This is a genomic window from Bhargavaea cecembensis DSE10, from assembly GCF_000348905.1.
GTDB classification, from domain to species: Bacteria; Bacillota; Bacilli; order Bacillales_A; family Planococcaceae; genus Bhargavaea; species Bhargavaea cecembensis.
The window spans coordinates 104,954-125,004 of sequence record NZ_AOFT01000010.1 but is presented as its reverse complement, the minus strand read 5'-3'; the positions used below and the strand labels follow the sequence as shown (position 1 = coordinate 125,004).

Here is a 20,051-nt window from a genome sequence, read left to right as displayed (position 1 = left end):
AAAAACAGTACATAAAAAAAACAGTCGCCATGGCTGTTTTTTTATGTTCGTCACATTTCGGCAAGAAACGGATTCATCCGCTTTTCATCACCGATCGTGGTCGGTCCCATATGTCCCGGCAGCACAGTGGTGTTGTCGGGCAATGCAAGCAGCTTTTCCCGGATTGAGTTCAGCAGCGTTTCGTGATCGCCGCCCGGCAGGTCTGTCCTGCCGATGCTCATGCGGAACAGTGCATCCCCTCCGACCAGCGTCCCTTCTCTTTCAAAATAAAAGGCGACGCTGCCGGGAGAATGGCCGGGAACATGCAATGTTCTGAGCCTGAAGGGACCTTCTGTCCGTTCTCCGTCCCCTTGGATCAGCGAGTCCGGTGCCGCTGTCCGGATATCCGGGAGATCCGCGTATCGTCCGGAACCGTTCAGCATCGGGTCTCCGAGCCAATCCTGCTCTTCCTGATGGAGATGGACCGGAATGCCGTAGCGGGTCCGGATCGCCTCCACAGCGCCGATATGGTCGAAGTGGGCATGGGTCAGGTAAATTGCGGCGGGACGCAATTGAAGTTTCCCGATTTCACTGATAAGCTTCCCGGCTTCCTCTCCGGGATCGAAGATCAGGCATTCTCCGGAGTCCGCCTCCGCAATATAGCAATTCGTCTGGAGCGGGCCGAGCGGATAACTGTGGAATTTGATCATTTGTCGAATCACCCCGTGCCCATTATAGCATGAGGCCTGACACGTGGTGTTCAAATATTCGACACGAATAACGCTCGACAAATGTGGGGGCTTTCTTTACAATAGAAGAGGAGTTTATACGTGATCTGTATCATTATCGGACTCATTGTCAGAAGGAGTGTCACCGATGAACTTATTGATGGTTATTTTCGGGTTGATCGCGATTTTTGCGGCAATCGGAACAGTCCAGGCATTTAAGGAACGGAATATCCTGAGCATCCTTTTTAATCTGGCTGCATTTGTCGTTTTCGGGGCCTTTGTCGTCCTGACGATCGTATTCCAGGGCTACCCGCCAACACTACACTGATTCCCAAAAAGGGCCGGCATATACGCCGGCCCTTTCGCTTGGTTAACCCTATGACGAAAAAAGGCGATTCCGGTCAATTTCCGGAATCGCCTTTTAGTTGTTCAATCCAATTGACAACCGTGCCTTCGGCTGTATCGAATAGCATCTCACCCATCGAGCCCGACAGGCAGACAGAAGTCTCGGGAGAGCAGGTCATGACAGGAGAATCGACAAGCACCGATGATTTCCGGATGCCCCGGGTTGAAATCACTGCCGGCTGCCAAGCCGTAACCCCCTCCATGGCATCCAGCTCCGCCGGCAGCAGAGTCGCAAACCTTCCGGGTCCGGCCGGTTCAATTTCGGCGGGGAGAAGCCCGATCCACTGATTCCCTGCCGGAATACTCAAGACCGGCAGCCATTCGGCTTTACCGTTGCCGACCATGTAGTCGATGCTGCCGTCGCCTGCGGCTTTTGCTATGGCGAACATCTTGCCGTCCGTGGAGAATTCCAGCACATTCTCCGCCATCACGGTTCCGCTTCCATCCACGAGTGTCCCTCCATCCGCAAGGTCGCCGTCATCGATAATCTCGATCACTTCACCTGCCTCGGTCCACACCGGGAATGGCCCGGCATTCTCCACTGCCTCCAGTGCACCTGATGATGCATCGGCAAGAAATACATCAAAGGCCCAGTTCTCATCAAAGGCCGTCACATACAGCTCCGTCCAGTCATCAGGGTTCCAGGACCAGGCGATATCGTGGGATTCAACGATCAAGTCTTCCTTGGCAGTACCTTCACCGACCAGCCTCAGATGGGCCTCTCCCTCACCGGCATCAAGCCTGAGCAACAGCCGGCCGGACGGATGGCTTTCCGCTTCGGTGATCATGAGCTCCGTACGGACAATTTCTTCGGCTGTGCCTTTGTCCGGATCGACCGCGTACAGGACGGAACCTCCCGTTTCTCCGGAAGAGATGGCCAGGATCCTGCCTCGCGCGTCAAAGCCCATGACTTGCGGATCCTCCCCGATATCAGAACTGATGCGGGGAACCTCTGCAGGATCTTCTGTTCCATCAGCCGTTTCATCCTGTGCGGGCCGTGCGTCTTCCTCAGGTGCACAACCGGCTGCCGCCAAGATGATGGCGAGAACAGCCGCAACCTTCCAGGTCCTCATCATCTCCCCTAGCCCCCCTATATCTTGTCGTGATGTAAAAAAGCCTGTGCGGCTTTTGTTCCGCACAGGCTTCCGGTCAATCGGCTTCGCGCAGTTCTGTTTCCTGCCCCGAAACCGGCTGATTCCTATAAAATCTCAGCAAGTCACCGTTGATGATCATATCCGAATACTTCAGCTCCTGCTGGACTTTTTGCATGCCCTCCTCGCAGGCAGCCGGGTCTCCGGCTTCCCTTGTGGAAAGGTCATAGCACATTTCTCCGGCATAGATGTTTTCCGGAGTGATGAAACGGCCGTCACGGAAGATGACGAATTCATCGTGCTCCGGCGAGAAGATATCCGTGCCGAACTGCAGGTCTTCCTTCGTATCGATCCCCATGAGGTGCAGCAGTGTCGGGCGGAGGTCAATCTGTCCCGCGAGTGTTTCCACGGTTTCCCCTTGGCCGTAGCCCGGGATGTGGATGAACATCGGCACCTTCTGGAGTTCGGCGGATACAAGCGGCGTAACCTCTTCACCGAGGTACTTGCTCATCGCCTTGTTGTGGTTTTCGGAGATGCCATAGTGGTCTCCGTACATGACAATGATGGAATTGTCGTAGAGCCCTTTTTCCTTCAGGTCCTCGAACAAGCTTTTCAGAGCTTCATCCATATAGCGGACCGCCTGGAAATAACGGTTCAGTGTTCTCGAATTTGAATCATATTCCGGAATCAACTTGTCCTCTTCATCAAGCGTGAACGGATAATGGTTCGTGAGCGTGATCATCCGGGAATAAAACGGCTGCGGCATCTCTGCCATTATATCCGCAGACTGTTCAAAGAACGGAATGTCTTTCATTCCCCAGTTTACTGCCTCTCCTTCACCGACCGTGTAGCTCTCAATGTCGTAGAAGTGGTCGATATTAAGCGCCTGATACATCATGTCCCGGTTCCAGAAGCTTTTTCCGTTTGGGTGCATGACGTTGGTGTAGTAACCGTTGTCCCCGAGCTTCTCAGCCATCGAGTTATACGTGTTACCGCCATGAGTGAAGAACACCGCCCCGCCGCTCAGCGGATAAAGCGAGTTCTCTACGATGAACTCGGAGTCGGATGTCTTCCCGAGACCGGTCTGATGGTAGAAGTTCGGGAAGTAGAAAGTATCCTTGTCTTTTGTCAGGCTGTTCAGGAACGGCGTGACCTCATGGCCATTCATGTCGTTGTTGATCACGAAGGTCTGGAGTGACTCCATCGAGATCGCAATGACATTTCGGCCTTCTGCCACACCGAACATCTCAGGGTCCGGTTCGGCATGGTTGGCGGATGTGTAGTTCTCGATCTCAGTCAGCTCGGTGCCGTCGGCCAGCGCACGCTGTGCATGGGATTTTGTCTGGATGTAGATGTCATAGAGATGGTAGTTGTACATCCCCAGGTTCTTCACGAGCAGTTCCCGGTCAAAGCTTCGGGTAAGAAGCTGCGGCCGCTCCGTCTCGGCGAGACCGAGGTTCAGGACAAGCAGTGCCGCGGTGCCCACGAAGTACAGTCTGCGGAACATCGGGCGGACCGCCGCCTTGACTGCAGGTTCGCCGAGCTTTTTCGCCGCAAACCAGATGATCAGTATATCCGCAAAGTAAAGCGGGTCATGGATCCTCAGGCTCGAGAGAACGGAAGATCCGAGGTCTCCGAAGTTATTTGTCTGGAACAGGACCGGAAGCGTGATGAAATCGCTGTAGAATCTGTAGAACACGACGTTCGCATACAGAACGATCGTCATGATCGTGCTCGAAATCAGCAGATATCTCACGGTTCCTTTCCATGTCTTCATGTACATGGAGAAACCATAGATGAAGAGCAGGAAGCAGAGCGGATTGATGAACAGGATAAATTCCTGCATCACGTTGTCGATTGCCATATTGAAGCTGGTTTTGTAAGTGATATATGTTTTGAGCCATGATGCTACTACTGCAATTGCGAGCAGCAGCAGGAGTTTTGGCCTTTTCGTATTTGCCACGTCTGGCTAACCCCTTTCTGGTCGGATTCCCGGTTTGGCAGGATAATTGAATGGTATGAAGACAAACTCATGACTGCTCAAATCCGAGTACCCTATTTATGACGGATGTAAACGTCATATGGTTTCATTGTAAACCGAAGTTCATAAATTCTTAATACTTCCATAGACCCGAATATCGGAACCGGGATTATTTTCCTCTTCTCAGGATCAGCAGGGATTCCGTGAATTCCCTCTGTGTGATCAGGCCGTTGTCGTGCAACTGACGGACCTCCATCTCCAGAAGGATGAGATCTGCATTCCGGTCTCCGGTATAGACGAACGTCCCGAAACGCTTCAACAGCTGCATCACGTCATAGACGGTTTCCATCCTCCGCCCCTCCCCTGCAGTCGATCATGCGGCGTTCCGTGAAGATACTGTCCACAGGGATATCATGGGGTTCAACCGGCACTTCCCCGCAAAGCTGCTCCTCGAACGCAAGGGAGACCCTGTCCCCGGCGAACTGCGTCAGATAGCGGTCATAGTAGCCGCCCCCGAATCCGACGCGGTAGCCGGACTCCGAATAAGCAACACCCGGAACAATCAGAAGATCGATTTCCTCTTTTCCTGCGGGAGAAGTCCTGTCTTCAGCAGGTTCCAAAAGGTCCATGTAGACGGTTTCCAGCTCTTCATAGGAGCGGATGTAGCGGAACTGCATGCTCCAGTCGGACGGTGAGCATTTCGGCGCAGCCACCCGCTTCCCGTCTTCCCAGGCAGCTTCGACCAGCGGCCTGGTATCGAGTTCCGGAAATCTTGAGATGGTGACACCGATCGTGCCGGCTTCTTTATACCTGGAGTCGGTCCTGAGCCGCTGGATGGCCTCCAGGCTCCGGGCAGCATAAGCTTCAGGCTCCATCGAACCCAATGCATCGAGTATGTTCTTTCGGATCGCCTTTTTATCCATCACAGAAACCCCCTTCAATGAAAAAACCAAAACCGGTACCGGTTTTGGCAGGATCCGCTTACTTCGTTTCGCGGTGCAGAGTCTGTTTGTTATCACGTGAGCAATACTTTTTCATTTCAATGCGTTCCGGATTGGTCCGCTTGTTTTTAGTCGTGATATAGTTGCGCTCGCCGCATTCAGTGCAAGCAAGAGTTACATTAACGCGCATTCGGTTCCCCTCCCACTCATACAGGATAGAAATGTTTGAGCATGTAAAGTGAGCATGATTTATACGACTGTTCCATTATAGCACAAGCCGTGACGATGTCCACTAAAGAATCTGCGGTTTACGGCACTTTTTTTCAGTGCCGGAGGCAAGGGCCGGGCACCTTTACGGCAGCCCGGCCTCTGGGTCATTCCTCTTCGCCCTCCCGGATGACGGTTCCGTCAGAGGACTCCTTTAATGTGCCCTCCGTATTGGCCCCAGCCTGTCCGTTTTCGATCCGCTGCTGTTTGAGTTCAAAGTAGAAATCGGTCATTTCGCGCGCAATTTCGTTGTTCGGGTGCGGAATGATGCCGGTGTTTGACGAAACGTTGGGAGCAAGGACCGCATAGGCGATCTCCGGGTCCTCGTAAGGCGCGAACCCGACGTGCGAGACGTTGACGGTCGGCTTGCCGAACCAGGGATCGTTCCGGTCCGCTTCATAGTAATTACGCTCGGCCGTTCCCGTCTTGCCTGCCGCCTTGTAGCCTTCCGTATCTTTGAAAGTGGAGTACGCGGTTCCGCGCGGGTTGTAGTAGACCGTATACATCGCCTGCTTCATCCGCTCGATCTGGCTGTCAGAGTTGCTGATGCGGTTCAGGTATTTAACCGGCATCTCGGTTGCGATCGGACCGAGCGTCTTGCCGTCCGGAGACGGTTCTCGGATTTCCTTGACGACACGCGGTGCCACACGGTATCCGCCGTTTGCAATCGTTGCGACGTATTGGGCCAGCTGCATCGTCGTATAGGTATCGAACTGTCCGATGGCAAAGTCGAGAACGTTGCTTGAGGTCGGATTGGATGGATGCTGCCCGGCCGCTTCGTCCGGCAGATCGATTCCGGTCTCCACACCGAGGCCGAATGAGGAGAATGAATGGCGGAAACGGTCGATCGCCTGGGAATCGATTGCGAGCGGGCCGTTTCGGACATATGTTCCGCCTCCGAGAGCAATGGCAATCTTCCACATATAAACGTTGGACGATCGGGTGATGGCGGTGATGTCATTGACGGGGATGCTGCTGTACCAGTTAAACAGCGACCGTTTCGGGTTCGTCCCCCTGAAATACATCGGGGCATCGATCATCGTCTGTCCGACGTTTACCGCTCCGTGCTGGTAGCCCGCCAGGATGGTTGCCATCTTGACAGTCGATCCGGCCTCGTATGCGTCCTGGTAAGTGCCGAACGTGCGGTCACGGACCTTATACGCGCCTGATTCTTCGTCAAAATATGCCTGTTTGCCGACCATGGAAAGAATTTCACCGTTGTTCGGGTCCAACATGACGAAGAAGATCCGGTCGAACATCTGGGCGTTCCTTCCGTTTTTAATGGAAAGAACGTGGCGGGAAACAACTTCCTCCGCCTTTCTCTGGAGCTCATTGTCGATGGTCAGCACCAGGTCCTTGCCCGGCTGCCCTTCTTGGACGGGAACGGTCTCGAGGACATTGCCCGCCTTGTCGGTGATGTTTTTCGCGATCGTCTTTTGTCCCTGGAGGACAGACTCATACTGCTCCTCAATGAAGCTCCTGCCCACCCGGTCATTTCTTGAATAGCCCCTGGCCAGGAAGTAGTCCAGCTTATCCGAGGGAAGACCCATTTTTGGAGTGGTCGTCTGTCCAAGGATCGCCAGGTCGGAGTTCTTCACACGCTCCCAGTCCGTCGTCGTATTGACGCCCGGAAGCTCATGGAGCCGTTCGGATACCCGCGCATACTCTTCCGGTGTCACATCACCGCTTTTGATGATCTGCGGCGAGTAATTATAGCCTGACGACATTTCCCTGTAGATGGCAAGAACTTCAAGCTCTTCTGCGGTCATTGCATTCAGGTCTTCTTCCGTGATCTTGTCGCGCACCAGGCTGTCCAGCTCCCGCTGGCGTTCGGTTTTGGTTTTCGTTTCATCCGAATTGATCGCCTGCTTTTCTTTGTCGGATACTCGGTCGTAAGCCTCGTCCTTATTTAGGAGGATCCAGAAGTCCTTCTTATCACGCATGGTGACATCTTCCGCATCCTTCTCGATCAGTGCGGCAAGACCGCGTGCGACCTCAAGCATTTCATCCGTTTTGGTGGACTGCTTTTTCGTATAGGTGATCGCGCGCTTCGGATCGTTCCCTACCAGAATCTCCCCATTGCGGTCATAGATCCTGCCGCGGGGGACGCTCGTATTTACGGAGATCTCTTCTGTACGCTCGATCACCCGCTTATAGTCTTCGCCTTTAACGATCTGGAGATAGCCCAGCCGGAGTACCAGCGCCGAAAATAAGAGGAAGATGGTGAAGAACAGGACATTCATCCTGAAGGCCGTGTTCTTGCGAAGTTTCTGTCTGGGTGTTTCCTGCTTAGAGGATCGCCTGCGGCGGTTCACGCGGCTTCCCCCTTTCCCTGCAAATTTCTATGAAAATTGTACCGCAAAACAACAAAAAAAGCACACACCAACGGGACGCCCGTGGTGTGTGCGGGGTTTCCGGCATAGCCGGAATTTTTGGCTGAGCGTTCGGATTACTTCGCTTCTTCGTAACGCTTGGAAACTTCTTCCCAGTTTACAACGTTCCAGAATGCCGATGCATATTCCGGACGGCGGTTCTGATACTTCAGGTAGTACGCGTGCTCCCAGACATCAAGTCCGAGTACAGGCGTCTTGCCTTCCATAAGAGGAGAGTCCTGGTTTGCAGTGGATGTGACTTCGACTTCACCGTTGTTCACAACGAGCCAAGCCCAGCCGGAACCGAAACGGCCCTTTGCCGCTGTTTCAAATTCTTCCTTGAACTTGTCGAAGCTGCCGAACTTTTTGTCGATCGCTTCAGCAAGCGCTCCGGATGGCTGTCCGCCGCCGTTTGGCGAAAGAATCTGCCAGAAGAGCGAGTGGTTTGCATGTCCGCCGCCATTGTTGCGGACTGCGGTTTTCTTGTCTTCCGGTACGGAATCGAAGTTGCGGAGAACGTCTTCGATCGATTTTTCAGCGAGATCCGTTCCTTCAACTGCAGCGTTGAGGTTTGTTACATACGTGTTGTGGTGTTTCGTATGGTGGATCTCCATTGTTTCTTTGTCGATGCTTGGCTCCAACGCGTCATACGCGTATGGAAGTTCTGGCAATTTAAAAGCCATTTCACATTCCTCCCGGTTCAAATGGTTGACTACATTCTTCACATTATCAAACTTGTTGCACAGCTTCAAACAAAAAGCACCGCCAGATGAGGCGGTGCCGGTAAGTGTTTGTCAGGACACTACGATGACAAACAGCAAAATCATGATAATCTGGATGGCGCCCTTCACGCCTACTGACGTGAGGAAGCCGATCAGCGAACCGAGCCCGCTTCTCAGGGCCTGCCTGAGCCCTTTCCGGTTGACCAGCAGTTCCCCCAGGACCGCACCGATAAATGGTCCCGCGAGTATGCCGAATACCGGGATGACAAACGGCCCGACAAGGATTCCAATCGTGCTTCCCCACATTCCGGCTTTGGTGCCGCCATATTTCTTCACGCCCACCGCATTGGCCAGGAAATCGGCACCAAACAGCAGGATGACAAACAGGAGTTCAGCGAGCCAGAACCACCAGGGCAGTTCGGCGAACGAGTAAAACAGGCCGTACAGGACGAATCCCAGGAAAACAAAAAGAGAAGCGGGGATTACCGGATAGACCAGTCCGACGAACGCGATGATGAAACTCAGGATAATCAGCGTCCAGGCAATGATGGCCATTCGGTTCTCCCCCTTCTCTCTTACCCATTATACGTTGCGTCCCAGAATGGATTCCGCAATATTGACGGCGTGGTCGCCGATCCGTTCCAGGTTGCTCACGATATCAACGAACACGATACCCGCCTGGGCCGAACATTGGCCGTCATTCAGGCGCTGGATATGTTTTTTGCGGAACTTCCGCTCCATCTTGTCGATGAGGTCTTCCTTTTCCGCGACTTCGCGCGCAATTTCGGAATCATGATGATTCAGCGCTTCAAGTGAGCGTCCGACCGTCTCAATAGTCAGGGTAAACATCTCATCCAGGTCTTCCATCGCGCCTTCTGTAAGCACCACACGGTTTGCCTCGCGGTAGTCAATCAGCTCGATGATGTTCTCAAAGTGGTCGCCGATCCGTTCGATATCACGGACCGTCTCCATCAGAATCACGTGACGCTCGGATTCAATGGCGCTGATCGGCTCTGCGGAGACTTTCACGAGATAATCAGTGATGCCACGGTCAAGGTTGTTGATTGCATCCTCCAGCTGGTACGCCGTTTCGGAATGCTTTTTCTCGCTTGTCTTCAGATACGTGTACGTTTCATTCAGTCCGCGGACAGCGTATTCACCCATGCGGAGGATCTCTTCCTTCGCCTGTCCGATTGCGATGGACGGCGACTGAGTGATAAAGGACGGATCCAGATGTTTCGGCTTGAACTCGATCGAAACATCCTCGCCCGGAATCAGCTTTGTCACCACGTAGGCCCATGCACCGATCAGCGGGAACTGGATGATCGTATTGGCCACGTTAAAGGAACCGTGGGCAAAGGCAATCTGCATTTTCGGCTCGAGTCCGAGAGTGGACGACAGCCAGCTGACATAGGCAGTAAATGGAGCAAGTAAAATCAGGAACACGATCGTTCCGACCACGTTGAACAGGACGTGTGTCGCTGCCGCACGGCGCGCCGCAACGGATGCACCCAGAGATGCCAGGACCGCCGTGATGGTCGTACCGATATTATCACCGAACAGGATCGGCAATGCTGCTCTCAGGTCGACAAGCTGCTCGGCATACAGGCCCTGCAGAATCCCGACAGTCGCACTCGAACTCTGAACGATCAGTGTGAATACTGTACCGACGACGACACCCAGCAGAGAGTTTTCGCTCATGGAGAGGGTAAGGTCGATAAATGCCGGTAGCTCACGAAGCGGCTTCATGCCGCCGCTCATAAGTTCAAGGCCGAGGAAAAGGCCGCCGAAGCCGAATACGACTTCCCCGAGGTTCTTGATCTTGTCCTTTTTAAAGAAGAACAGCAGGAATGCGCCCAGGCCCATGATTGGAAGTGCATAGGCCCCGACATCAATCCCTATAATGAAGGCCGTGACAGTAGTCCCGATATTGGCTCCCATGATGACGCCGATTGCCTGGCGCAGTTTCATGAAGCCCGCACTGACGAGTCCGACAACGATGACTGTTGTACCGGAGCTGGACTGGATCAGGACCGTAACGACAATCCCGACGAGAACGCCCATGAACGGGTTGGTGGTGAACCGGTCCAGGATGTCCCTTAGCCGGTCACCCGCCGCTTTCTGGAGGGCATTCCCCATAAAGTTGATGGCAAACAGGAAAATCCCCAATCCGCCGATAAACTGGAATATCATTTCTGTCCAGTTGATTTCCACGAGTTCATTCAACCCCATTCGACAAAAATTGATGCCTGTCCATTATGTGGAGTCGACCCGCTGATTGTAAAGAGGTGCTTAAAAGAATTTACAATACGTTAACAATCGGGGAACTCCTGCGTCATAGAACTGTCGTTTTCTTCCCTCAGAAGTACCCTAATGCATGATAAACTAAACAGGTTAGGGAGGCGATCGATCTGAATCTGAAGTTCCGGCAACTCTTCCTTTCGGCTTTTCATGAGCCAAAGAAACTGGCCGCCTACAGGCTGCTGCCTTTCGGCAAGGTCGTGAAGTACATCTTCGTCTTCGTGTTTCTCACGGCCGTCCTGTCGTTCATCAATTTCTCGTTATCTTCCCGGGATATCCTGGCGGAGACAGAAATTCCGGCAGAAGATCTGAAGGGCATCGGGCCTCTCCTGTATCCGGCTGCCTTTGTTCTGCAATTTCTGATTTCCACTTTTTATTTCTACATTAAGGCGAGCATCGCGGCGCTGGCGGGCATGGCCATCATCAAGATTCGGGGACGGCGCGGCGAGTACCGGCATCTCTGGCGGACATCGGCCGTCGCCCTTACCGTGCCGACGCTGCTGCTGCTGGCCGATGACCTTTTTGGCGGCAACATTCCGTTCGCAACAGCCCTGTCCTGGGCCGCGGCATTCGTTTATATCTGGCTGGCAGCCGGCTATTATCCCAAAAACGCACCGATTAAGAGACCTGGAGCGCATAAACCCCCGGCCCGTTCATAGAATGTGGAAAAGGGGGTTTTCCCATGCGGATTTTCCTTGCCGCCATCGTGATCCTGATCATCTCCTATTTCATCAGAACCGATCTGCAGGAAGGGACGATTCCGAAAGCCGCCTTCTATTCGGAAGAAACCGGCAGCGGCTGCACGGAAACTGCAGAACCTGATGTGATCCCCGTGACTGTCGTCGAAGGCGATACAGTCCGTTCATTATTTGCGCTTTATCCGGATAGCATGGACCTTCTCACCCGACTGAGTGAATTTTATAAACTGAATCCCCACCTGAAAAACCAGCAGCCGGCTGCAGGCGAGACGGTCTTTTTGCCCTTGTCGCCCGCCGCCGGAAATTCATGCGGCTGATCCCGCAAATCCCGTCCGTTTGCATCCGGATTACTTGTCTAAGCCGGTATGCATTGATAGAATAATCCAAGTGAAGGCACCGGCCTGAAAAGGAGAGAATAAACCATGGGTGAAATTACACACCGTTCAAAGACCCGTCCGGTCCGAGTCGGAAATCTGACGATCGGCGGCAGCAATGAACTCTTCATACAGAGTATGACCACGACAAAGACGCATGATGTGGAGGCGACTGTCGCCCAGATCAAGAAACTGACGGAAGCGGGCTGCCAGGTTGTCCGTGTGGCATGTCCTGACGAGCGGGCAGCTTACGCCATCGGGGAAATCAAAAAGCAGATCGACATCCCGCTTGTTGTCGACATCCATTTCGACTACCGTCTTGCGCTGATCGCCATCGAACAGGGAGCGGACAAAATCCGCATTAACCCCGGCAACATCGGCAAGCGCGAGCGTGTCGAGGAAGTCGTCAAAGCTGCGAAGGAGAAAAGCATCCCGATCCGTATCGGCGTCAACGCCGGTTCACTCGAGCGCCACATCCTTCAGAAGTACGGCTACCCGACAGCAGAAGGAATGGTTGAAAGTGCCCTGCACCACATCAAGATCCTGGAGGACCTCGACTTCCATGACATCATCGTGTCACTGAAGGCATCGGATGTTCAGCTGGCTATTGAAGCCTACCGCAAAGCCTCCGAAGCGTTCGACTATCCGCTCCATCTCGGCATCACCGAGTCCGGCACGCAATTTGCCGGCTCGATCAAGAGCGCTGCCGGTCTCGGCACCCTGCTCAGCATGGGCATCGGGAACACGCTCCGTGTCTCTCTCAGCGCGGATCCTGTCGAAGAAATCAAGGTGGCGCGTGAACTGCTGAAGGTCTTCGGACTTTCATCCAACGCCGCGACACTCATTTCCTGCCCGACTTGCGGCCGCATTGAAATCGACCTGATCTCAATCGCGAACGAAGTTGAAGAATACATTTCCCACATCAAGGCGCCGATCAAGGTTGCCGTTCTCGGCTGCGCGGTCAACGGACCGGGTGAGGCCCGCGAGGCGGACATCGGCATCGCCGGAGCGCGCGGCGAGGGGCTCCTCTTCATGAAAGGTGAAACCGTCCGGAAGGTGCCGGAGGAAACGATGGTCGACGAACTCAAGAAAGAAATCGACAAACTGGCCGAAGAATACTTCGAGAACAAGCGCCGCGAAGAAGAACTGGCGCTCCAGGGAGAAAGCGCAGAGTGACACCGCTCCGCCTCGGGATCGACATTGACGGAACGGTGACCAGTCCTGCTTCCCTCCTGCCGCACATCAACAGGCGGTTCGGCAGCGAGTTCAAGCTGGACGACATCACCGACTATAGCCTGACCGCTTCGTTCCCGATGCTGGATCCGAACGAGTTCGCCGCCTGGTTCAAGGAAGCGGAACCGGAAATCTACCGGACCTCCCCTGCCCATGACTATGCCAAGGAGATTCTCAACAAATGGAATCGCCTGCACGAGCTTTACTATATTTCGGCCCGCGGCCTTGAGGTCAGGGATGTCACATTCAGCTGGTTCAAGGAGCATGGCATTCCCTACCGCCATATCGAACTGACCGGAAGCCACCGGAAAATCGAAGCGGCCAAAAAGCATGAGATCGAAATCTTTTTTGAAGACAAGCATGACAATGCCGTCGATATCCATGAAGAAGTCGGCATTCCCGTTTTGCTGTTCGATGCCCCGTACAACCGCCTCCCTGCACCGCCCGGAGTCGTCCGGGTACGGGACTGGCGTGAGGCCGACAACTGGATCCGGAAAGAATTCGGGACAGAAAAAGCGTGAGGATTTCTCATCCTCACGCTTTTTTCATTTTAAGGAATCAGCCTGCCGTTCGGCAGTCCGGACACTGGCCGTAGACTTCGAATTTGTGGTCATCAATGACAAATGACGGAAGCGCCCGTGACACCTGCTCCATCGGACAGACATCCAGCTCCTCGGTTCTCCCGCATTCCATGCAGATAAAATGATGGTGATGTCCATGCCGGTCACAGTGCATGCGGAATTTCCGTTCCCCGCCCAGTTCGGTTTCTTCGAGAATCTTCATTTCCGAAAAAGACGACAGATTGCGGTAGACCGTATCCTGGCTCATTTTCGGATGTTCATCGGCCAATGCCTTCCTGACATCGCCGGCAGACAGATACCGGTCCTCCCTTTCAAGGAGCCTGAGGATCGCCTCTCTGCTCGGCGTCCGCTTGAACCCTTCGGACTTCAGCCTTTCCATCGCAATATCAAAGTTCACCGGTTCCCACCTCCCCGTTCCGTGCTGCACTCCGGGCCGCGACGGCCTTCTTGCCTGCAAGCACCAGCAGCAGAATCAAAATTGAGATCACGACAATGGTACCGCCGGGAGCAAGATTCATGTAAAAGGCGGCGACCAGTCCCCCGAGCACCGAAAGTTCACCGAAGATGGCGGCATACAGCATGGCCTGGCGGAAGCCTTTGGCAATCTGCATCGCGGCCGCAACCGGGATCGTCATCAGGGAAGAAACGAGCAGGATGCCGACAATTCTCATGGAACCTGCCACTACAAGCGCCGTCACGATCATGAACCAAATGTTCAGCGCCCTTGATGAAATGCCCTGCGCCCTGGAATATTCGGGATCGAAAGACATCGAGAAAAGTTCCTTGTAAGTCAGCACGATAAACAGGATCGTAATCACCGCAACCGCCATGATCGTGTACAGATCCTCCCGGCCCACAGCAGAAACCGACCCGAACAGATAACCGACCAGGTCGGTGCTGAACCCCTGTGCCAGGGAGATGAAAATGGCGCCGAGTGCGATACCGCCCGACATGATGATCGGGATGGCCAGTTCCTCATAGCTTTTATACAATTCCCTCAGCCGGTCGATCAGAAGCGATCCGGCAACGGAGGAGCCGATTCCGAGATAAAGCGGATTCAGCGCGGCAAGCGCGGTGACATTCTGGCTCAGGAAAAGGCTGCCCGCAATTCCGGCAAGCGCGACATGGCTCAAAGCATCCGCAATCAGCGCCAGCCTTCTCACCACGATGAACAGGCCCAGAGCCGGTGCGATGAGACCGATGATCAGGCCGGAGGCAAAGGCGTTCTGAAGAAATTCATAATCGAATATGGCAGAAATCATGCGTCCGCCGCCTGACTGCCGTGATGGACACGCCTGACTGCATGCCCGTACCATTCGCTCCGGATCCTGCTTTCCTGCCGGCTGTATTCTTCATGCGGGCCGTGGAAGTGGATCGACCGGTTCACGCAGGCGACATGCGTCACCAGTTCCGATACCGTGTCCACATCGTGCGTGACCAGTACAATGGCAATCCCCTTTTCACGGTTCAGGCGGCCCAGCATATTATAAAACGACTGCATGTGCTTTCGGTCAATGCCTACGGTCGGCTCGTCCAGAACAAGCAGTTCCGGGTTGCTGATGAGCGCCCGGGCGATGAACACCCGCTGCTGCTGTCCCCCCGACAGGTCGCCGATGCTGCGGTCCGCAAACTCTTCCATCCCGACCGCAGCGAGCGCATTGTCCACTTTTTCGTCCGCATCTGCCGGATAGCGCCTGAACAGACCGGTCTTCTTGACCAGTCCGCTGCGGACAACTTCCCTGACCGTTGCGGGGAATGCGCGATTAAATGCGTTGGATTTCTGCGATACGTATCCGATCTTTTCTTTTTCCCGGAAATCAGATGCATCGCGGCCGAATAGGCGGATCTGCCCCGACAGCGGCTTGATCAGGCCTAGGATGAGTTTGATCAGGGTCGATTTTCCCGACCCGTTCGGCCCGATGACCGCCCAGAATTCTCCTTTTTCCACGGTGAGGAAAATATGTTCAAGTGCGGCCGTGTCCCCGTACCGGTATGACACGTCCTCGAGCTCTATCAATGGTTCTGTCATGTTGCCGTCCTCTTTTCCAATTCGGAATGACTACGATTTACTCAATGAAGTATAGTACAGTTCGCCCGCATTGTAAATGATTTGAGAATGGAGGCCCAGGATGAATCTGAATGGGATGATCACGGATCTGAAAAGGATGTCCGACCGGGAGCTCAGGGAACTTGCCGCCCAGTATGGGGTTGAGCTGTCTTCGGAGGAGGTCCGGAAACTGCGTCCGCTGCTCGACGAAGTATCCTTTTCCTTTCTCTGGACCGGTGTGCCGGATTCATTTATCCGCAAGGTGGAAGCCATCATCGGGACTGAACGGACCCGGCGGATCATGGAACAGTACCTCTGAAACCGAAAAGCAAAAAACAGGCTGCCGTCACGTCCATATGGACGTTCGGGCAGCCTGATTTTTTTAGACCATGAGTGATTCAATCGGTTCGCGGCTGAACGACTGTTCACGCAGCATCGCGATTTCGTCCTTGTAAGGGGCCTTCCGGCTGGCCTTGTCCGGCCCGACCCATGGGGTTTCAAGGATTTTCGGCAGTTCGCCGAATTCCGGTAGATGGACGATCCTGGCCAAAGCTTCAAATCCGATATGGCCGAAACCGATATTCTCGTGCCGGTCCTTCCTGGCACCGCGTTCATTTTTGCTGTCATTGACGTGGATCACCGAAATCCGGTCAAGGCCGATGACCTTGTCGAACTCTGTCAGCACCTCATCGAGATTACCGACGATGTCATATCCCGAATCATGGACGTGGCAGGTGTCGAAGCAGACTGTCAGACGGTCGTTCCGTTCCACGCCGTCGATGATCCTGGCAAGTTCGTCAAATGAGCAGCCGCATTCGGACCCCTTGCCCGCCATTGTTTCCAGTGCAATTCTGACCGGAGCTTCCACCTGGAGGACCTCATTCAGCCCCTCGATAATTTTCGCAATGCCCTTGTCCGTTCCCTCGCCGACATGGGCACCGGGATGCAGGACAATCTGGTCGGCACCGATTGCCGCCGTCCGTTCAATCTCGCTTTGCAGGAAGTTCACGCCGAGTTCGAACGTTTCAGGTTTGACCGTATTCCCGATATTGATGATATACGGGGCGTGGACAACAATGTCCGAGAGCCCGTTTTCCTCCATATGAAGGCGTCCGGCCGCGATATTCAGCTCTTCAACCGGCTTGCGCCTTGTGTTCTGGGGAGCCCCTGTATAGATCATAAACGTCGATGCGCCATATGAAGCGGCTTCCTCACTGGCTCCCAGCAGCATCTTTTTGCCGCTCATGGATACATGCGAACCGATCAGCATGTTACTTTCTCCTTCCCTGCCGCAACTCCTTGCGCTTTTCCTTGCGCCGGATGTCGGCCACTTGCTTTTCTATCTTTTTCTTATAGCCCGGCTTGACCTTTGTCGGCTTGCGGACCTGGCGGCGGATTTTTTCATCCAGCTCCCGGTCGGTCTTTTGCCGGTTGGAGCGCGAATGCCGCTCTTTCAGATCAGACCATTCGCCATTTTTCACATCACGGTGGATAAACGGCACACCCATTTTTTCGATCCTCACGAGCGCATCTTCATCAGACGGCTCATAGAGCGTGATGACGGTTCCCTGCAGGCCCGCCCTTGCCGTCCGTCCGGAACGGTGAACAAAGAATTCAAGGTCCTCGGGGAGGTTGTAGTTGATGACATGGCTGACACCCGGGATATCGATTCCGCGGGAAGCCAGATCGGTCGCGACGATGTATTCGAATTCCAGGTCGCGGACCCGGTTCATCATCTTCCGCCGCTCACGGGGTGTCAGATCGCCGTGTATGCGGCCAGTCTTGATACCGTTCGAGGACAGGAATTCTCCAACTTCTTCCGCTTCTTTGCGCGTGTTCGTAAAAATAATCGCCAGGTAGGGGTTCAGCCCTGACATGACATGAAGCAATTTCTTTTTCCGGTCCATACTTCTTACCGGGACAAGTGGAAATTCGATTCCTTCAGCAACCGGACGGCGCTCTCCGATCCGGATATGCTCAGGCGATTCCATATACTTGTTCAGGAATGGCTTGAGCTTCTCTGGAATGGTCGCGGAGAACACATACATCTCGAGGTCCTTCGGCATTCGGGAGGCCACCTGGTCAATGTCCTCGATGTAACCCATATCAAATGCAAGGTCGGCTTCATCAATGACGAGGATCTTCGCCGTATGGGCCAGGAGCGCATCCTCCTGGACGAGGTCGCGCAGCCTTCCCGGTGTTCCCACCGCGATATGCGGCTGGGTTTTCAGCTTATCAATGGAGCGCTGCTTGTCCGTGCCGCCAATGAAAAGCCCCGAGCGGATGGCCGTCCCTTCGGTCAGTTTCTGCAGTTCCGAATGGATCTGCTCGGCCAGTTCCCTTGTCGGAGCGGCGATGACAGCCTGCACCGCATCAGCAGCCTGATTGGTACGTTCTATGATCGGGATCAGGAAGCTGTGCGTCTTCCCCGTCCCGGTATGGGCCTGCCCGATGGCGCTTTTTCCGGCCAGCATCAGCGGGATGACGGCTTCCTGCACGGGGGTCGGCGCTTCAAACCCGATCCTGCGGATGGCATCCTGCAGAAAAGGCTGAAGTTTCATTTCTGTGAATTTCGGCATACATTTTCCTCCTCAACTGTCCTTCATTTTAACACAGGCGGCCCGGATTCTCCCGTATCTTGCGGATGCGGCACGATTCAAGGGAATCGGTGGCAATGCGGGAGACGCTGCATATGATTAAGGGAGAGCGTATTTTAAAGAAAGGAGTCCGCCGGATGCGATATCAGTCATTTTACCCGTTTTCAGGCGGAGGAAGCGCCCCGCGGATGCCGTTCGGCCCGCCTCCCCAGAGGGGCATGTTCAATGGGCCTCCTGCCGGCTTCGGAAGAAATCCCGGCTTTGGTCCGGGCGGGTTCGGCAGAAGAGGGTTCGGAGCAGGCGGAGCCCCCGGTGGACCCGGCGGTTCCTTCGGAATGCCGGGATCTGCCGGAGGACAGGGACAGGGAATGTCACGGCTTGAGAATTATATGAGGACGGCCGATAAGTTCTTATCCACCGCCCAGCAACTGTCTCCGCTCATCAATCAGCTTAGCCCGATGATGCAGAACATCCCGGCACTGCTGCAGATCTATCGCGGCTTCTCCGGAACCTCATCGGCAGGCGGCGGGAACGGGACAGCGGCAAATTCGTCCCAGACCCGTTCCGGAGCCACTGAACCGCGTTCCGAAGCCTCCGGTCCCCGTCCTGACGGCAACTCGGTGCCCCGTATTTTCCAGCCGCCTTTTTGAATCTTTGAATCCGCGGCCATGCTCCGCTATAATAGGGGCAGTGACCTGAAGGAGTGAAATCCATGAATGTAATCAAGATTTCCCCGAGGGGCTACTGCTATGGAGTCGTGGACGCGATGGTCATCGCCCAGAACGCCGCCATGGACAAGTCGCTCCCGAGGCCGATCTATATATTGGGAATGATCGTCCATAACAAGCATGTGACCGATGCTTTCGAACAGGACGGCATCATCACGCTTGACGGGCCGAACCGCAAGGAGATCCTTGAAAAGGTCGAAAGCGGCACGGTCATCTTCACCGCCCACGGCGTCTCGCCCGAAGTCCGTGAGATTGCCCGCCGCAAAGGCCTCGTCGCCATCGACGCGACATGCCCGGATGTGACGACCACCCATGATCTGATCGAAGAAAAGACCGCAGAAGGCTATGACATCATCTACATCGGCAAGAAAGGCCATCCGGAGCCGGAGGGTGCCATCGGTGTCGCACCGGACAAGGTGCACCTGATCCAGACAATGGCGGAGGCCGACGCCCTGGAGATCAGTGCAGAGAAGCTTCTGGTCACCAACCAGACCACGATGAGCCAGTGGGACGTGGCTGATATCATGAAACGCCTGCAAGAACGTTTTCCTCAACTGGAAGTACACCGTGAGATCTGCATGGCGACCCAGGTACGCCAGGAAGCTGTTGCCGAGCAGGCCGGTGATGCCGATCTGCTGATCGTCGTCGGTGACCCGATGAGCAACAACTCCAACCGCCTTACCCAAGTCTCAATCGAAATCGCCGGAACCCCGTCCTACCGGGTCGAGGATGTTTCCGGCATCGACCTGGCCTGGCTGGAAGGCGTGGAAACGGTCGCCGTTACGGCGGGCGCATCAACGCCGACACCGATCGTTAAGGAAGTCATTAACTTCTTCGATCAGTACGACCCGAACGACCCTTCCACACATGACACCACTTCCAAGGTGAAACTGGAGAAAATCCTTCCGCGCATCAAGAACCCGAAACCGGTCAAGCGGATCAATCCTTATCCGGTCTGACGGAATTTCAAAACGGGACTGTCCATAATGGGCAGTCCCGTTTTCCT

At 54.5% G+C, this 20,051-nt stretch carries 23 protein-coding genes; 8 read left to right on the top strand and 15 right to left on the bottom strand.

The window, feature by feature from the left end; all coding sequences use genetic code 11:
* Positions 1-50 precede the first annotated feature (50 nt).
* Positions 51-689: an MBL fold metallo-hydrolase gene (locus C772_RS10860; protein WP_008299958.1), complete on the bottom strand. Its 639-nt coding sequence runs from the start codon at positions 687-689 to the stop codon at positions 51-53.
* A 166-nt stretch (positions 690-855) separates the two neighbouring features.
* Between C772_RS10860 and C772_RS10855 the strand changes: the two genes are divergently transcribed.
* Positions 856-1,035, top strand: coding sequence for a DUF2759 domain-containing protein (locus C772_RS10855; protein WP_008299957.1), 180 nt, complete (start codon positions 856-858; stop codon positions 1,033-1,035).
* 73 nt (positions 1,036-1,108) lie between these two features.
* Here C772_RS10855 and C772_RS10850 read toward each other — a convergent pair whose 3' ends face one another.
* From C772_RS10850 to C772_RS10810, 9 genes are all read right to left on the bottom strand, one after another.
* Positions 1,109-2,188, bottom strand: coding sequence for a YqgU-like beta propeller domain-containing protein (locus C772_RS10850; protein ID WP_008299956.1), 1,080 nt, complete (start codon positions 2,186-2,188; stop codon positions 1,109-1,111).
* Positions 2,189-2,261: 73 nt separating this feature from the next.
* Positions 2,262-4,166, bottom strand: coding sequence for an LTA synthase family protein (locus C772_RS10845; RefSeq protein WP_008299955.1), 1,905 nt, complete (start codon positions 4,164-4,166; stop codon positions 2,262-2,264).
* Positions 4,167-4,353: 187 nt separating this feature from the next.
* A complete protein-coding gene (locus C772_RS10840) occupies positions 4,354-4,533 on the bottom strand; it encodes a YqgQ family protein (RefSeq protein WP_008299954.1) in 180 nt (59 codons plus the stop codon).
* On the bottom strand, positions 4,517-5,107 hold the full coding sequence (locus C772_RS10835; RefSeq protein WP_008299953.1) for a 5-formyltetrahydrofolate cyclo-ligase: 591 nt from the start codon (positions 5,105-5,107) through the stop codon (positions 4,517-4,519). The genes C772_RS10840 and C772_RS10835 overlap by 17 nt, the downstream gene beginning before the upstream one ends.
* A 58-nt stretch (positions 5,108-5,165) precedes the next feature.
* Positions 5,166-5,315 (bottom strand): 50S ribosomal protein L33, encoded by a 150-nt coding sequence (rpmG, locus tag C772_RS10830; protein ID WP_008299952.1) that lies wholly within the window; start codon positions 5,313-5,315, stop codon positions 5,166-5,168.
* Between the two features lie 184 nt (positions 5,316-5,499).
* Entirely contained in the window at positions 5,500-7,707 is a 2,208-nt protein-coding gene (locus tag C772_RS10825; protein WP_008299950.1) for a peptidoglycan D,D-transpeptidase FtsI family protein, read from the bottom strand.
* 134 nt (positions 7,708-7,841) lie between these two features.
* A complete protein-coding gene (locus C772_RS10820; protein WP_008299949.1) occupies positions 7,842-8,447 on the bottom strand; it encodes a superoxide dismutase in 606 nt (201 codons plus the stop codon).
* 111 nt (positions 8,448-8,558) lie between these two features.
* Positions 8,559-9,041, bottom strand: coding sequence for a DUF456 domain-containing protein (locus tag C772_RS10815; protein ID WP_008299948.1), 483 nt, complete (start codon positions 9,039-9,041; stop codon positions 8,559-8,561).
* 27 nt (positions 9,042-9,068) lie between these two features.
* Positions 9,069-10,700: a Na/Pi cotransporter family protein gene (locus C772_RS10810; RefSeq protein ID WP_035002199.1), complete on the bottom strand. Its 1,632-nt coding sequence runs from the start codon at positions 10,698-10,700 to the stop codon at positions 9,069-9,071.
* A 287-nt stretch (positions 10,701-10,987) separates the two neighbouring features.
* Between C772_RS10810 and C772_RS10805 the strand changes: the two genes are divergently transcribed.
* The 4 genes from C772_RS10805 to C772_RS10790 all read left to right on the top strand — a co-directional run bounded on the left by C772_RS10805 (position 10,988) and on the right by C772_RS10790 (position 13,613).
* Positions 10,988-11,446 carry a DUF1189 family protein gene (locus C772_RS10805; RefSeq protein ID WP_008299946.1) on the top strand — a complete coding sequence of 153 codons (459 nt, stop codon included), beginning with the start codon at positions 10,988-10,990 and terminating at the stop codon, positions 11,444-11,446.
* Between the two features lie 23 nt (positions 11,447-11,469).
* Positions 11,470-11,802: a hypothetical protein gene (locus C772_RS10800; RefSeq protein WP_008299945.1), complete on the top strand. Its 333-nt coding sequence runs from the start codon at positions 11,470-11,472 to the stop codon at positions 11,800-11,802.
* Positions 11,803-11,907: 105 nt separating this feature from the next.
* Positions 11,908-13,035 carry a flavodoxin-dependent (E)-4-hydroxy-3-methylbut-2-enyl-diphosphate synthase gene (gene ispG, locus C772_RS10795; protein WP_008299944.1) on the top strand — a complete coding sequence of 376 codons (1,128 nt, stop codon included), beginning with the start codon at positions 11,908-11,910 and terminating at the stop codon, positions 13,033-13,035.
* Entirely contained in the window at positions 13,032-13,613 is a 582-nt protein-coding gene (locus tag C772_RS10790; protein ID WP_008299943.1) for a hypothetical protein, read from the top strand. The genes ispG and C772_RS10790 overlap by 4 nt, the downstream gene beginning before the upstream one ends.
* 37 nt (positions 13,614-13,650) lie before the next feature.
* On the opposite strand, the gene C772_RS10785 is transcribed toward C772_RS10790, so the two are convergent.
* The 3 genes from C772_RS10785 to C772_RS10775 are packed head-to-tail and all read right to left on the bottom strand — an operon-like array spanning position 13,651 to position 15,702.
* On the bottom strand, positions 13,651-14,070 hold the full coding sequence (locus C772_RS10785) for a Fur family transcriptional regulator (RefSeq protein WP_008299942.1): 420 nt from the start codon (positions 14,068-14,070) through the stop codon (positions 13,651-13,653).
* A complete protein-coding gene (locus tag C772_RS10780) occupies positions 14,060-14,935 on the bottom strand; it encodes a metal ABC transporter permease (RefSeq protein WP_008299941.1) in 876 nt (291 codons plus the stop codon). The genes C772_RS10785 and C772_RS10780 overlap by 11 nt, the downstream gene beginning before the upstream one ends.
* The gene (locus C772_RS10775) at positions 14,932-15,702 is read right to left on the bottom strand and encodes a metal ABC transporter ATP-binding protein (RefSeq protein ID WP_008299940.1); all 771 of its coding nucleotides are present in this window, start codon (positions 15,700-15,702) and stop codon (positions 14,932-14,934) included. Before C772_RS10775 ends, C772_RS10780 begins: the two co-directional genes overlap by 4 nt.
* A gap of 100 nt (positions 15,703-15,802) precedes the next feature.
* On the opposite strand from C772_RS10775, the gene C772_RS10770 reads away from it, so the two are divergent.
* Positions 15,803-16,039, top strand: a complete 237-nt coding sequence (locus C772_RS10770) for a hypothetical protein (protein ID WP_008299939.1) — start codon at positions 15,803-15,805, stop codon at positions 16,037-16,039.
* Between the two features lie 63 nt (positions 16,040-16,102).
* Here the strand turns inward: C772_RS10770 and C772_RS10765 are convergent, their stop codons facing one another.
* Entirely contained in the window at positions 16,103-16,990 is an 888-nt protein-coding gene (locus tag C772_RS10765; RefSeq protein ID WP_008299938.1) for a deoxyribonuclease IV, read from the bottom strand.
* 1 nt (position 16,991) lies between these two features.
* Complete coding sequence (locus C772_RS10760; RefSeq protein WP_008299937.1) at positions 16,992-18,299, bottom strand: DEAD/DEAH box helicase; 1,308 nt, start codon at positions 18,297-18,299, stop codon at positions 16,992-16,994.
* A gap of 65 nt (positions 18,300-18,364) precedes the next feature.
* Between C772_RS10760 and vrrA the strand changes: the two genes are divergently transcribed.
* Positions 18,365-18,967: a VrrA/YqfQ family protein gene (gene vrrA / locus C772_RS16850; protein WP_081607167.1), complete on the top strand. Its 603-nt coding sequence runs from the start codon at positions 18,365-18,367 to the stop codon at positions 18,965-18,967.
* A 62-nt stretch (positions 18,968-19,029) separates the two neighbouring features.
* Positions 19,030-20,004, top strand: coding sequence for a 4-hydroxy-3-methylbut-2-enyl diphosphate reductase (locus C772_RS10750; protein WP_008299933.1), 975 nt, complete (start codon positions 19,030-19,032; stop codon positions 20,002-20,004).
* The last annotated feature ends 47 nt before the right edge of the window (positions 20,005-20,051 follow it).